Here is a 13,892-nt window from a genome sequence, read left to right as displayed (position 1 = left end):
GGACCGATAGCAGTGGATTGATTGCAACCAACACCTTCAACCCAGCAAATAATTGGGCCGATGTCATGTTCCACCCTCAACTTGCGGGCAAACCTGCAGCAGGATCGACGGCGAGCGGAAATAAGCTGCGGGCGACGGTGCTGAGCGGATTTCTCGGTGCCGGGAAAACGACCGTGCTCAACCACCTGTTAATGAACCGGGACGGCTTGCGGATTGCGGTCCTCGTGAACGACATGAGTCAGGTCAACATAGACGCTAGCCTCATCCGCAATGGAGGGGCCAACCTCTCACATGTGACCGAGGAGCTCGTCGAGCTCAGCAATGGTTGCATATGCTGCACGCTCCGCAACGATCTTCTCCAGGAAGTCAGACGTTTGGCCGCCGAGAAGCGCTTCGACTATTTACTTATAGAAGCCACCGGAATCGCCGAGCCACTTCCAATCGCAGCGACCTTTCACTTTCGCGACGAGGCCGGCGTTTCACTGTCCGACGTCGCGACACTGGATACGATGGTCACCGTCGTCGATGCGACCAGACTACTCGCCGATCTCGGCAGTCGCAGCTTGCCGCACGATTGCGACGAAATGCGTGGCACGAACCGGCAACGGACACTCATCGATCTCATTGTCGAGCAGATTGAATTTGCAGACGTCGTGGTAATCAACAAGATCTCGGACCTGGCCGAACCGGCTCGCGCAAAGCTCCGGGGTGTCATCGCGGCTATCAATCCTGACTCTCGTCAGATCGAAGCGGATTTCGGCAAAATCTTCCCGAGCAAACTCCTCGGCACCGGCCTTTTCGATGCAACGAAAGCTGCAAGCCATCCCCTATGGCACAAGGAACTACTTAACCCGCAGGCGCATGTACCTGAGACGGATTCCTATGGAATATCGAGCTTCGTGTACCGCGAGAAGCGCCCCTTCGATCCTGTCCGATTTCGCTCGTTTCTCGACCAGCCCTGGGCAGGTGTCATTCGTGCAAAAGGACGCTTTTGGCTTTCCACTCGTCCCGACTGGGTAGGCCTTCTTTCCGTCGCCGGGGTTCAGCGCAGATGCGGGCCGGCCGGATTGTGGTGGGCCAGCATCCCCCGATCGCAATGGCCTGCGGAGCCGGAGCTTCAGGACCATATCCGGAATCGATGGGACGAAGCCTGGGGCGATCGCCTTCAAGAGTTGGTGTTCATCGGCTCAGGCATGGATGAAGCCCGAATCCGCACCTCCCTCGATGCATGTCTGGATCCGAGCGAAAAAGGGTTCGATCCGGAAAGTTGGCGCGATCGCGATGATCCCTTTCCTCTTTGGTCCATGTGAAGATTGTGACGGCAAATCACATCTTTGGCAGCGGAGATAAATTGCAAGCCAAGTACATAATACTAGAGTCCTGTACTACACCATGATGGCCGGGAGATGAGGTAAATAACTGGCCATCTAAAAACAGCTCGCCAAAAAAACTCAACAATTACTGCTTCTTATCTGATCCCGTCACGGATCATGTAAACCCTGAGCGCTGCGCCTTGCTATCATCGACCGCCGTCACTTATTAGATTTACTCGTATTTCCAATCCGTTAGCTGTGGAACCGCTCCCGCCGAGCCGGAGCAGCTCCGCCATCAGCTCGGCGTCACCGTGATCGGCACCACCGAGATGCTGCGCTGTACCAGGCAGTTCAACATCAAGGCGCGCGTGGTGAAGACGAGCTGGGACCGGCTCGACAAGACGCCGCTGCCCGCCATCGTCCCCTTGCGCGACGGCGGCTTCCTGATCCTGGGCAAGGCCGGCGACGGCAAGGCCATCGTGCAATATCCGGGCTCGCCGCGACCGCAGATGCTGACCAAGGCGCAGTTCGAGGTGCTCTGGGACGGCCGCATCGTGCTGATGACCAAGCGCGCCGGCCTCGCCGATCTGTCGCGGCGCTTCGACATCACCTGGTTCATGGGCGCGGTCAACCGCTATCGCGGCCTGCTCGGCGAAGTGCTGCTCGCCTCGTTCTTCCTCCAGATCTTTGCGCTGGTGTCGCCGCTGTTCTTCCAGGTGGTGATCGACAAGGTGCTGGTGCATCGCAGCCTCGGCACGCTGGATGTGCTGGTCGCCGGCATCGTCGCGATCTCGATCTTCGAGGTCGTGCTCGGCGCGCTCCGCACCTATCTGTTCTCGCACACGACAAACCGCATCGACGTCGAGCTCGGCGCGCGGCTGTTCCACCATCTGCTGGCGCTGCCGCTGTCCTATTTCCAGGCGCGGCGGGTCGGCGACACGGTCGCGCGGGTGCGCGAGCTGGAGAACCTGCGCAACTTCATCACCGGCTCGGCGCTGACGCTGGTGATCGACCTTTTCTTCACCTTCGTCTTCCTCGGCCTGATGGCGTTCTACTCGCCGCTGCTGACCGCGATCGTGCTGGCGTCGTTCCCGCTCTACATCGTCATCTCGGCCGGCGCCACGCCGCTGTTCCGCTACCGTCTCGACGAGAAGTTCAAGCGCGGCGCGGAGAACCAGTCGTTCCTTGTCGAGAGCGTCACCGGCGTCGAGACCTTGAAGGCGATGGCGGTCGAGCCGCAGATGCAGAAGCGCTGGGAAGAGCAGCTTGCCGGCTACGTCGCCTCGAGCTTTCGCGTGGTCAATCTCGGCAATGTTGCAAGCCAGGCCGTTCAGTTCGTCAGCAAGATCAACATGGCGATCCTGCTCTATTTCGGCGCCAAGCTGGTCATCGACGGTAACCTCACGGTCGGCGAGCTCGTCGCCTTCAACATGCTGTCGGGACGGGTCACCGCACCGGTGCTGCGGCTCGCCCAGCTCTGGCAGGATTTCCACCAGGCGCGGCTGTCGGTCGAGCGGCTCGGCGACATCCTCAACACCGTGCCCGAGCCGACCCATCGCCCGGGTCGCGCGGCGTTGCCTGCCATCCGTGGCGACATCACCTTCGAGCATGTCGGCTTCCGCTACCGCGTCGACGGACCGCAGATCCTGAACGACATCACCCTGAAGATTCCGGCCGGCCAGATCGTCGGCATCGTCGGCACCTCCGGCTCCGGCAAGAGCACGCTCGGAAAACTGATCCAGCGGCTTTATCTCCCCGAGAGCGGCCGCGTGCTGGTCGACGGCAATGACCTTGCGGCGGTCGACCCGACCTGGCTGCGCCGGCAGGTCGGGGTCGTGCTCCAGGAGAACATGCTGTTCAACCGCTCGGTGCGCGACAACATTGCGCTGGCCGACCCCGCGTTGCCGATGGAGCGCGTCGTGGCCGCGGCAAAGCTCGCCGGCGCACACGATTTCATCCTCGAACTCCAGGATGGCTACGACACCGTCATCGGCGAGCGCGGCAGCACGCTGTCCGGCGGCCAGCGCCAGCGTATCGCGATCGCACGCGCGCTGACGACCAATCCTCGCGTTCTCATCTTCGACGAAGCAACGAGCGCGCTCGACTATGAAAGCGAGCGCATCATCCAGCACAACATGCGCGAGATCACGGCGGGCCGTACCGTTCTGATCATCGCCCACCGTCTGTCGACCGTGCGCACCGCGGACCGCATCATCACCGTGGAGCGTGGCCGTATCGTCGAGGACGGTTCGCACGACCAGCTGATCCGCAGCGGCGGCCGCTACGCCACGCTGCATCGTGTCCAGGCAGGCATCCATGAAGTCGGCTAAGGCGATGATGGCCTCGCTGCGCAGCCCGACGCGGACGCGCGACGAGCTGGCGTTCCTCCCCGCGGCGCTCGAGATCGTCGAGACCCCGCCCTCACCGATCGGCCGCGCCATCTCCGCGTCGATCTCGGCGGTGTTTCTGATCGCGCTGGTGTGGGCCAGCATCGGCACGGTCGACATCATCGCGACCGCGACCGGCAAGATCGTCCCCGACGGCCGCACCAAGGTGATCCAGCCGTTCGAGACCGCTGTCGTGCGCGCCATCCACGTGCAGGACGGTCAGCGCGTCAAGGCCGGCGACCTCCTGATCGAGCTCGATCCCACCATGAGTCAGGCCGAGCTCGGCCATCTCCAGAGCGATCTGCTGGCGAGCGAGCTCGACATCGCACGTCTGCACGCCGCACTTGCCGGCGGTGATCCCGCCAAATTCATCGCGCCCGCGCGCGCGACCTCCGATCAGATCCGCACCGCAAAGCGTTTCCTGGCCTCGCAGGCCGCCGAGCAGGCGTCCAAGATCACCTCGCTCGAATGGCAGGGCACGCAGAAGAAAGCGGAGCGCTCGACCACCGAGGCCACGATCGGCAAGATCAGCGCGCTCATTCCCATCATGCAGCAGCGCGTCGACGTGCGAAAATATCTCGTCGACCGCGAGTTCGGCTCGAAACTGCAATACCTTACGGAAACACAGGACCTGGTGGCGCAACAGCAGGAGCTGCTGGTCCAGAAGAGCCATTATACCGAGGCCGATGCCGCCGTCGGCGGCATCGAGGAGACGCTGCGGCGTACCGAGGCCGAATATCAGCGCGGCCTGTTCGACGAGCTCGCGAAAGCCGAGCAGAAGGCCGGCGGGCTGCGCCAGGATATCGTCAAGGCCGAGCAGCGCACCAGCCTGCTCCGCCTCGCCGCGCAGGAGGACGGCATCGTCCAGCAGCTCGCGGTGCATTCGGTCGGCGGCGTGGTGACCCCCGCGCAGACGCTGATGGTCGTGGTGCCCACCAGCGGCGGCCTCGAGATCGAAGCGATGATCTCGAACAAGGACATCGGCTTCGTCCAGCCCGGCGAGGAAGCCGCGATCAAGGTCGACACCTTCAGCTTCACCCGCTACGGCCTGCGTCAGGGCAAGGTGCTCAGCGTCTCCCAGGACGCCATCGTCCGCCAGAAACCGCCGGAAAAGCCCGGCGACACGCCGGCCGGCACCGACACATCATCCAGCGAACCCAAGGGCCAGGAGCTGGTTTACTCTGCCCGCGTCTCGCTCGACCGCTCGCAAATGGACATCGACGGCCGCACCGTCAACCTCGCCCCTGGCATGGCCGTAACCGTCGAGATCAAGACCGGTACGAGTCCCATGATTGACGTCGGCGCCGGCCGGCGAAAGGCTGGGCAAGTCGTAATCATGGGGAGCGAGTACAGATGAAAGTGATGTCTCAGCAAGCAGCGGAAACCCGGATGGATGTAGCCAAGGCAATTTACGTCTCGGTGGAGTTGAGCCAGTCAACTTGGCTGGTGACTTCATTCGTGCCGGCCATCGATACCAAGATGGCGCGGAAGGGTCTCCCAGCCGGCCAGATCGGACGGCTGCTCAGCTTGCTCAACGAGCTCCGCGCCAGGGCGCACCGTAAGACCGATTCTTGGCTCCCCGTGATCGTTATCCAGGAGGCAGGCCTTGATGGGTTCTGGGTCCATCGCGTCTTGGCCGACGAAGGTGTTGAGAGCCATGTGGTGGATGCGACATCGATAGCGGTGCCCAGAAAAGCACGCCGAGCTAAAACCGATCGTATCGACGGAGAAACACTCGTCCGCGCACTTATGTCGTTCAAACGGGGTGAGCCACGAACATGTGCGATGGTTCGGATTCCATCCCATGACGAGGAAGACCGGCGTCGGCTCGTCCGGGAAAGGAAAGCCCTGGTTGTCGAGCGACTGACGCACGTCAACCGGATTGAGGGACTTCTGTTCGCACAAGGTATTTCGGGCTACCGACCACTGAATCGCGATCGACGATCTCGCCTCGAAGAGCTTCGCACTGGCGATGGTCGGCCGCTCGCACCTTTCTTGAAAGCCCAGATATCGCGAGAACTTGACCGTCTTGAATTGGTGATCGAGCAGATCAAAGTGATCGAGGCGGAGCGCGATAAGCTTCTGGCGTCCGAACGGAAAGAGGCAAATAGCGCCATTTCCATGCTCGAGAACGTGCGTTGTATCGGACCTGAGTTCGCATCTCTGCTCTGGACGGAAGGCTTTTACAGGCACTTTGACAATCGCCGACAAATCGCGGCTTACGCGGGATTAGCACCAACACCGTGGCAGAGCGGATCCGTTGATCGTGATCAAGGAGTGTCGAAAGCTGGCAACCCGCGGTTACGCACCACGATGATACAGCTGGCCTGGCTCTGGCTGCGCCATCAGCCTGATTCTGCGCTAACCCGCTGGTTCCGGCAGCGAGCAGCATCGAGTGGTTCTGCCCAGCGCAAGAAAATCGTTGTCGCACTCGCCCGCAAACTACTCGTTGCTTTGTGGAAATATGTGACGGTTGGCGTCGTGATTGACGGGGCGAAGCTGAAGAATGCGTAGAAACTGCTCCACATCGTCATCTACTGAAGCCTGATCAGCTTCAGCAGATCCAGGCGGGCGAACCGGAAGTCTTCTTTGGCTTAAACAGCCGAGTATGAGGATGGTAGCGCCTTCCTGAGCCCAGCCCATCGAATGCGGGAATGTGGTGCCGCTGCTTGGCGCAGCGACCGGATATAAGGTTGTCCCGGCTGTTTACCGGTCGAGGAAAGACCTGGGTTCACCTGGATACTGGAGGCCAAACTAATGGAGCAAAACAATGGAGAGCCGATGGCTTGACCAATCATCATATAAGGAAGATCATCAGCTATGTGGTGTCACCGCTGATCCGGTATGGGCAGGAGAGTTTGCGGGAGCGGTGAGACGGCGGCGAATCCGGCGGAATGGTATCGGGATCTCTGGCCCAGCCCAACCGGCACATTTGACCTAAATCAAGCAGGTATCGGTTAGCGGTGACAGCCTCAACCCGCCAAATGGACTGCGGGAGGTCGGAATATGAAAATCCGTTGCCGCACCCTTGCGACCACAAGTGTTCTTGCCCTCGGTTGCATCTCCGCGTCGGCTCAGCAGGTCACGGGAACCCCAGGCTCGCCCGCAGCCACGACTACAATTGACGGCAAGCTGCTTCCGCCGCCGCCTCCAGAATTCGGAGGGGTCATCAACGAGAGAGCCTCGGAGTCGAAGGCGTGGTGGGCACCGCGTGTCGTACCGCCGAAGGGCGCGCCCAATGTGTTGCTCATCATGACCGACGACCAAGGTTTCGGAGCGCCGAGCACCTTCGGCGGCGTTGTCCCCACGCCCGCGATGGATCGTATCGCTGCGCAGGGCCTGCGCTACACCAATTTTCATTCCACCTCGCTGTGCTCACCGACGCGGGCGGCGCTCATCACCGGCCGCAATCATCATTCGGTCGGCTTCGGAGTCGTCGGCGAAATATCGACGGGATTCCCAGGTTACGACTCGATCATTCCGATCGAGAAGGGCACCATCGGCACCACCCTGAAGGCGAACGGGTACGCCACCTCGTGGTTCGGCAAGAACCATAACACGCCCTCATATCAATCGAGCCAGGCGGGGCCATTCAATCAATGGCCCAATGGCATGGGCTTCGAGTATTTCTATGGTTTTGTCGGCGGCGATGCCAGTCAGTGGCAGCCGAATCTGTTCCGCAACACCACAGCGATTTATCCATTCCAGGACAATCCGCGCTGGAACCTGACGACCGCGATGGCCGACGAAGCCATCCAGCACGTGAAACAGCTCAAGGAGATCGCGCCCGACAAGCCGTTCTTCGTTTATTACGTGCCCGGCGGCACGCACGCGCCGCATCATCCGACGCCGGATTGGATCAAGAAGATCAGCGACATGCACCCGTTCGACCAAGGCTGGAACAAGCTGCGGGAGACGATCTTCGCCAACCAGAAGCGGTTGGGCATCATGCCCGACCACGCCAAGCTGACGCCATGGCCGAAGGAATTGCCGCAATGGGATTCTATCGGCGAGTTGGAGAAGAAGCTCTTCATCAAGCAGGCAGATGTCTATGGCGCCTACCTTGCCTACACCGACCATGAGATCGGCCGCGTCATTCAAGCCGTCGAAGACCTGGGAGAGCTCAACAACACGTTGATTATCTACATCGGTGGCGACAACGGCGCGAGCGCCGAAGGCATGATCAACGGTACGCCCAACGAGTTCACGACCTTCAATGGTGTCCCGGTGCCGGTGAAGGCTCAGTACCTCTGGTATCCGTTCTGGGGCTCGGACAAGACTTTCCCGCATTATGCCGCGCCCTGGGCGTGGGCGATGGACACTCCATTCAAGTGGGTCAAGCAGGTGCCGTCGCATTTCGGCGGGACCGCCCAAGGCGTCGCCATGTCCTGGCCCGGCCATATCAACGATGTGGGAGGCATCCGTCGCCAATTCCATCACGTCATCGATATTGCTCCGACCATCCTCGAAGCAACCGGCATTTCGCAACCTGACACGATCGACGGTATCAAACAGAGCCCCATGGAAGGGGTGAGTATGGCGTACACCTGGGACAAGGCGAACGCCAATGCCAGGACGACGCACACGACCCAATATTTCGAGATGCTCGGTAATCGCGCCATCTATCGCGATGGCTGGGTTGCGGCCACGACGCCGATCACGCTTCCATGGGAGCTAAGCAACGCGCCCCCGCCAGATGTGATCACGGGATACAAGTGGGAGCTCTACAACGTCCAGGAAGACCCCACCCAGTTCAATGATCTGGCCGCCAAAATGCCGGAGAAGGTCAAGGAGCTGCAAGCCGTCTTTGATGTCGAGGCGAAGAAGTACAACGTGCTGCCGCTCGATAACACGACGCTCGCGCGTTGGAATACGCCGCGCCCAAGCCTGACGGCCGGGCAGACGGTATTCACCTATTCGGGCGAACTGACCGGTGTGCCGGCTAGCGCCGCGCCGAGCATCCTCAACAAGTCCTATACCATCACCGCCGAGGTTGAGATTCCCAACGGCGGCGCTGAAGGGATGATCGTCACCGAAGGCGGACGTTTCGGCGGCTACGGGCTACTTCTAAGCAAGGGTGTGGCGGGCCTTCGGCGGGGTAAGCCCGTGTTCCTCTACAACCTGCTCAACCTCAAGCGCACGATCTGGTCGGGACCGGAGTTGAGCGCGGGCAAGCACACCATCGTCTTCGACTTCAAGTCGGATGGGCCCGGATTGGGCAAGGGCGGTACAGGCGTACTTTCAGTGGATGCCAAGGAAGTAGACCGGAAATCCATAGAACACGGTACGCCCATCACGTTCCCGGAGGACGAGACCTTCGACGTCGGCCAGGACACCCGCACCGGGGTCGCGATGCTCGAGTATCGCTACGATCCTCCGTTCAAGTTCACGGGCAAGATCAACAAGCTGACGTTCAAGCTCGGACCTGAGTTGAAGGACCCGGCGCAAGCCAAGGCAGAACTTGGACCTATGCCGGCGCCGGAGCCGGATCCCATTGAAGAGTCGAAGTCTCAAAAGCCACCCGCGAACGTTGGGAAGAAATGAAAGGCGCATTGGCGTTCGCCGCCATCAGCGAAGCTGCAACGGGATTGGCGCTGTTGATCGCGCCGTCGCTGGTTGGCCAGTTGTTGCTGGGCGAGCAGCTTTCCGGTGTCGCAACGCCGGTCGCGCGTGTCGCCGGCATTGCGCTGATTGCCTTGGGGATCGCCTGTTGGCCAGGGCGGCCGCCACTGCCGGGCATGTTGATCTACAACGGAGCCATCACCCTATATTTGGCCTACCTCGGTTTCGCAGGTGGATTGAGCGGCGTCCTTCTGTGGCCGGCAGTCGTCCTTCATCTCATCCTGACCACGCTCTTGATGCGCGGCGGCTCGCAAAGCCGCGACCGCTGAATTTCTCATCGACCCCGCCGTTTCTGGGGAAGCTTCAAAATTCTTCAGGCTCAGTGGCTTGCGTATTGAAGAGCATCCAAAGCTTTAACGTATCCCATCCCGGATCATGTATCCGGCGCCGCGGATCGTATGCAGCAGCGGCCGCTCGAAACCTTTGTCGATCTTGGAGCGCAGCCGCGAAATGTGCACGTCGATCACGTTGGTCTGCGGATCGAAATGGTAGTCCCAGACGTTCTCCAGCAGCATGGTGCGCGTCACCACCTGGCCGGCATGCTTCATGAGGTATTCGAGCAGGCGGAATTCGCGCGGCTGGAGCGTCAGCTCGTCCTTGCCGCGGGCGACGCGATGGGACAGCCGGTCGAGCTCGAGATCGCCGACGCGGTAGAGCGTGTCCTCGGCCGGACCGCCGCGGCGCCGTGACAGCACTTCGACCCGGGCCAGCAACTCGGCAAAGGAATAAGGCTTCGGCAGATAGTCGTCGCCGCCGGCGCGCAGACCCTTAATGCGGTCGTCGACCTGCCCGAGCGCTGAGAGAATCAGCACCGGCGACGAGTCGCCCTTGTCGCGCAACGCGCCGATCAGCGACAGGCCGTCACGCTTGGGCAGCATGCGGTCGACCACCAGCACGTCGTAATCGCCGCTCTCGGCCATGGCGAGGCCTTCCTCGCCGTCGGCGGCGTGGTCGGCAATGTGTCCGACTTCACGAAACGCCTTCACGAGATAGTCGGCGGATTCGCGGTCGTCTTCGATGATGAGGAGGCGCATCGTGCGTTCGGCGGCGGTCAAGGGGGTCAACCTTTCCTGAACATGGCGCGAGCGGCAATCGCATGCAAGCCAAGCAAACGGGACTTGGGTAGGCAAAAAGGCGGGCGGTGAAGCTGGGGGGACCTCACCGCCCTAGGCCTTCCGACGGAGGGGGGCGTAATTCCACCGGAAGGTAGGCTGGGGGAGCGGGCCTTATGCTGCTCCCCCGAAGGGCGTCGGCGGCGGGGGCGACTGATGCCGGCGACACCCCTCATCTCGTAGACCTCCTGACGGCTTAGCCCTTGGCGATGGGCACGGCGACGAAGCGCGACTGGCCGCCGCTCTTCACGCGCATCAGGACGCTGTTCTTGTTGTCGGTCCGCGCCGTGTTGATGGCGTCGCGGACTTCGCCGGCGGTGCTCACGCTCTTGCCGCCGACTTCGAGAATAACGTCGCCTTCCTTGAAGCCGCGTTCGGCCGCGGCGCTCTTCGGATCGACTTCGGTGACCACGACACCTTCCTTGCCGGCGCCAGCCACGGAGTCGGCGGGCGCGACGGTCATGCCGAGCTTGGGCACGTCGGTGCCACGGCTCGCACCCTTGCCGCTATCCTTGTCGGTGTCGGCCTTGGCCTCGATCGTGTTCGGCAGCTGGCCGAGGGTGAGGTTCACGACCTTGTCCTGGCCCTTGTGCAACACGTTGAGCTTCACGGTCGCGCCGGGCGCCATGCCGCCGATGGTGCGGGCAAGCTCGCGGGCATCCTTGACGGATTCACCGTTGACCGAGGTGATCACGTCGCCGGACTCGATGCCGGCCTTCGCCGCCGGACCGTTCGCCTGCGGCTCCGCCACCAGCGCACCTTCGGCCTTCTTCATGCCGAGGCTGTCGGCGATATCGGACGTCACCGGCTGGATCTGGACGCCGATCCAGCCGCGGCTGACCGAGCCCTTGTCCTTGAGCTGCGCCACCACGCTCTTCACGGTGCTCGCGGGAATCGAGAACGCGATACCGACGCTGCCGCCGGAGGGCGAGTAGATCGCGGTATTGACGCCCATCACCTCGCCGTTGGTGTCGAAAGCGGGACCACCGGAATTGCCCTTGTTCACGGGCGCATCGATCTGGATGAAATCGTCATAGGGACCGTTGCCGATGTCGCGGCCGCTGGCCGAGACGATGCCCGCAGTCACGGTGCCGCCGAGGCCGAAGGGATTGCCGACCGCGAGCACCCAGTCGCCGATCCGCGGCTTGCTGTCGGCGAGCTTGGCGAACGGGAAGTTCGAGCTGCCCTCGACCTTGATGAGGGCGAGGTCAGTGCGCTGGTCGGTGCCGATCACCTTGGCGGTATAGGTCTTGCCGTCGTCGGTCGTGACCTCGACCTTGTCGGCGCCGTCGACCACGTGGTTGTTGGTCACGGCAAAACCGTCGGCGGAGATGAAGAAGCCGGAGCCCTGGCCCTGCACGACGCGGCCGCGGCCACCCTTCTGGCCCGGGAAACCATCCGGACCGCCGAAGCGGCGGAAGAAGCGCTCCATCGGCGAGCCCGGCTGGAACGGCGAGGAGGAATCGTCGCCATCGTCGTTGCTTGCGGTCTTCTCCTTGATGTTGACCTTCACCGAGATCACCGACGGTTTCACGCGCTCGACGATGTCGGCGAACCCGACCGGACGCTCAACCTTCCGGACCTCGTTGTTGACCTGCGCATGCGCCGGGCTGGAGAACAGCTCGCTCGGCGAGGTCGACGGGCTAAAGCCGTGGACGGCAATCCCGAGGCCAGCGACGACCGAAGCCATCAGCGCGATCCTGCGCGCGGAGAAAACCGACCGGCGGGGCGGCCGGTAGGACGGAAGGTTCGTGAGGTCGGGACGGTCGGTCATGCAGGAATCTCCAAGGCCTTGAATTCTTTCGGTGCCGGATGGCAGCACGTTACGGACATGAAGATGGGGGCTCCCGCCTTACCGTGCGCTGGCGGCGGGGTTAAACTTTTGTAATGAAGGGTCGCGCCATTGCGGCAGTTTATCGCACGCCGAAAGTCGTGGCCTTACAGGAACTTAATCGAGTTCCCCTGACGAGCGTCGAACACGCCTTTGGCGAGATCAGCTCGCCCTCACGCTGACGATGAATTCGTCGACTTCACGCTTCAGGGTTTCGGCCTGCTGCGACAGATCGACGGCGGAATCGCGCGCTTCGGCCGCCATGCGGCCGGTCTCCGCCGACGTCGAGGTGATCTGGACGATGTGGTTGGAGACGTCCAGCGTTCCATGGGCGGCATCCTGCGCGCTGCGGGTGATGTCCTGCGTGGCGTTGCGCTGCTGGGCGGTGTCGACCTCGATGCCCGACATGATCGACGAGATCTCCGACAGCGTCTTCGAGATGCCGTCGATCGCGCCGCGCGTCTCCGCGGTGATGCCCTGGATGCTGGCGACGTGCGAGGTGATCTCCTCCGTCGCCTTGCTGGTCTGGTGCGCGAGGCTCTTCACTTCGGAGGCAACCACGGCAAAACCCTTGCCGGCGTCCCCTGCCCGCGCCGCCTCGATGGTGGCGTTGAGCGCCAGCAGGTTGGTCTGCGAGGCGATCGCCTGCACGAGCTGCACGACCTCGCCGATCTTGTCGGCGGCATCCGACAGGGTGTGGATGGTGTCGCGGCTCTTCTCGGCCTGCGTCGCCGCGCCTTCGGCACGCTGCGTCGCGTCGGTGACGCGGCGGCTGATCGTGCCGATCGAGTTCGTCATCTCCTCGGCCGAGCCCGCGACGATCTGCACGCTGGCGCTGGCCTGGTTCGCCGCGCTCGCGACCGCATTGGCCTTGGAGCTGGTGTCGTTGGCCGTCCGTGACAGCGTTTCGGCATTGCTCTTCAGGTGCGCGGCCGAGGACGCCACGCTGTCGACCACGCTGGCAACGAGATCGTTGAAGCGCTTGATCCGGGCGTCCAGGAATATCGACCGCTCGGCCTGATGCTGCGCTTCGTGCAATTGCTGCTCGGTGAGGCGCCGCCGCTCCAGGCCGTTGGTCTTGAACACTTCCAGTGCGCCGGCGAGCAGGCCGATCTCGTTGGTACCGCCGAGGCCCGGAACAGGCGTCTCGAATTTCTGATCGGCGACCTCACGCATGGCGTGCACAATCGCCGCCAGTGGATTGAGGATGCCGTTGCGCACAGCGAACCAGGTGGTGAGGCAGATCGCGACAGCGACCACCGCGATCACGCCGCAGGCGATCAGGAAATAGGAGAATGCCGCCTGCGCCTGCTGGTAGATCAGCATTGCATGCTCGCGCGCGGGGCCGATCAGCGCGGCGAAATCCGACGACAGGCTGGTGATCTCGTTGTTGAGGTAGAGCACCGCGACGAAGCCGGTGCCGCCGCCGATGCCCAGCAGGAACAATAATGCAGCGACGACGGCGCCGACCAGGAAGCGGATCGTCAGATTGCTGTTCGTGAACATCGGCTGAGGACTCAAACGTCTGGAATTGAATTTCGCGACAAGCTTCCAGACAAAGGTCAACAGAGCATGAAACAGGCTGCGGCAGACGGCCTACGTATCATTACTTAGGCCGGGACGACTT

The 13,892-nt window shown here is 62.2% G+C and carries 9 protein-coding genes; 6 read left to right on the top strand and 3 right to left on the bottom strand.

All coding sequences use genetic code 11. The features are described from left to right. Nucleotides 1–65 precede the first annotated feature (65 nt). The 6 genes from J4G43_RS17725 to J4G43_RS17700 all read left to right on the top strand — a co-directional run bounded on the left by J4G43_RS17725 (nucleotide 66) and on the right by J4G43_RS17700 (nucleotide 9,591). Complete coding sequence (locus J4G43_RS17725) at nucleotides 66–1,310, top strand: GTP-binding protein (RefSeq protein WP_208089345.1); 1,245 nt, start codon at nucleotides 66–68, stop codon at nucleotides 1,308–1,310. A gap of 233 nt (nucleotides 1,311–1,543) precedes the next feature. Next, on the top strand, nucleotides 1,544–3,643 hold the full coding sequence (locus tag J4G43_RS17720) for a type I secretion system permease/ATPase (RefSeq protein ID WP_208089344.1): 2,100 nt from the start codon (nucleotides 1,544–1,546) through the stop codon (nucleotides 3,641–3,643). Continuing rightward, nucleotides 3,630–5,057, top strand: coding sequence for an HlyD family type I secretion periplasmic adaptor subunit (locus J4G43_RS17715; RefSeq protein WP_208085779.1), 1,428 nt, complete (start codon nucleotides 3,630–3,632; stop codon nucleotides 5,055–5,057). Before J4G43_RS17720 ends, J4G43_RS17715 begins: the two co-directional genes overlap by 14 nt. After that, the gene (locus tag J4G43_RS17710) at nucleotides 5,054–6,214 is read left to right on the top strand and encodes an IS110 family RNA-guided transposase (protein WP_018273816.1); all 1,161 of its coding nucleotides are present in this window, start codon (nucleotides 5,054–5,056) and stop codon (nucleotides 6,212–6,214) included. Before J4G43_RS17715 ends, J4G43_RS17710 begins: the two co-directional genes overlap by 4 nt. Nucleotides 6,215–6,706: 492 nt before the next feature. Further along, the gene (locus J4G43_RS17705) at nucleotides 6,707–9,244 is read left to right on the top strand and encodes an arylsulfatase (protein WP_208085778.1); all 2,538 of its coding nucleotides are present in this window, start codon (nucleotides 6,707–6,709) and stop codon (nucleotides 9,242–9,244) included. Nucleotides 9,245–9,252: 8 nt separating this feature from the next. Then, complete coding sequence (locus J4G43_RS17700) at nucleotides 9,253–9,591, top strand: hypothetical protein (protein WP_408581435.1); 339 nt, start codon at nucleotides 9,253–9,255, stop codon at nucleotides 9,589–9,591. An 84-nt stretch (nucleotides 9,592–9,675) separates the two neighbouring features. Here the strand turns inward: J4G43_RS17700 and J4G43_RS17695 are convergent, their stop codons facing one another. The 3 genes from J4G43_RS17695 to J4G43_RS17685 all read right to left on the bottom strand — a co-directional run bounded on the left by J4G43_RS17695 (nucleotide 9,676) and on the right by J4G43_RS17685 (nucleotide 13,771). Beyond that, nucleotides 9,676–10,356, bottom strand: a complete 681-nt coding sequence (locus tag J4G43_RS17695; protein ID WP_063986547.1) for a response regulator transcription factor — start codon at nucleotides 10,354–10,356, stop codon at nucleotides 9,676–9,678. A gap of 274 nt (nucleotides 10,357–10,630) precedes the next feature. Further along, complete coding sequence (locus tag J4G43_RS17690) at nucleotides 10,631–12,208, bottom strand: Do family serine endopeptidase (protein ID WP_028149896.1); 1,578 nt, start codon at nucleotides 12,206–12,208, stop codon at nucleotides 10,631–10,633. A gap of 219 nt (nucleotides 12,209–12,427) precedes the next feature. Next, nucleotides 12,428–13,771 (bottom strand): methyl-accepting chemotaxis protein, encoded by a 1,344-nt coding sequence (locus tag J4G43_RS17685; protein WP_208085776.1) that lies wholly within the window; start codon nucleotides 13,769–13,771, stop codon nucleotides 12,428–12,430. Nucleotides 13,772–13,892: the final 121 nt, after the last annotated feature.

It is taken from the genome of Bradyrhizobium barranii subsp. barranii, from assembly GCF_017565645.3.
Taxonomy (GTDB): domain Bacteria; phylum Pseudomonadota; class Alphaproteobacteria; order Rhizobiales; family Xanthobacteraceae; genus Bradyrhizobium; species Bradyrhizobium barranii.
This window is presented reverse-complemented; position numbering and strand designations above follow the sequence as displayed.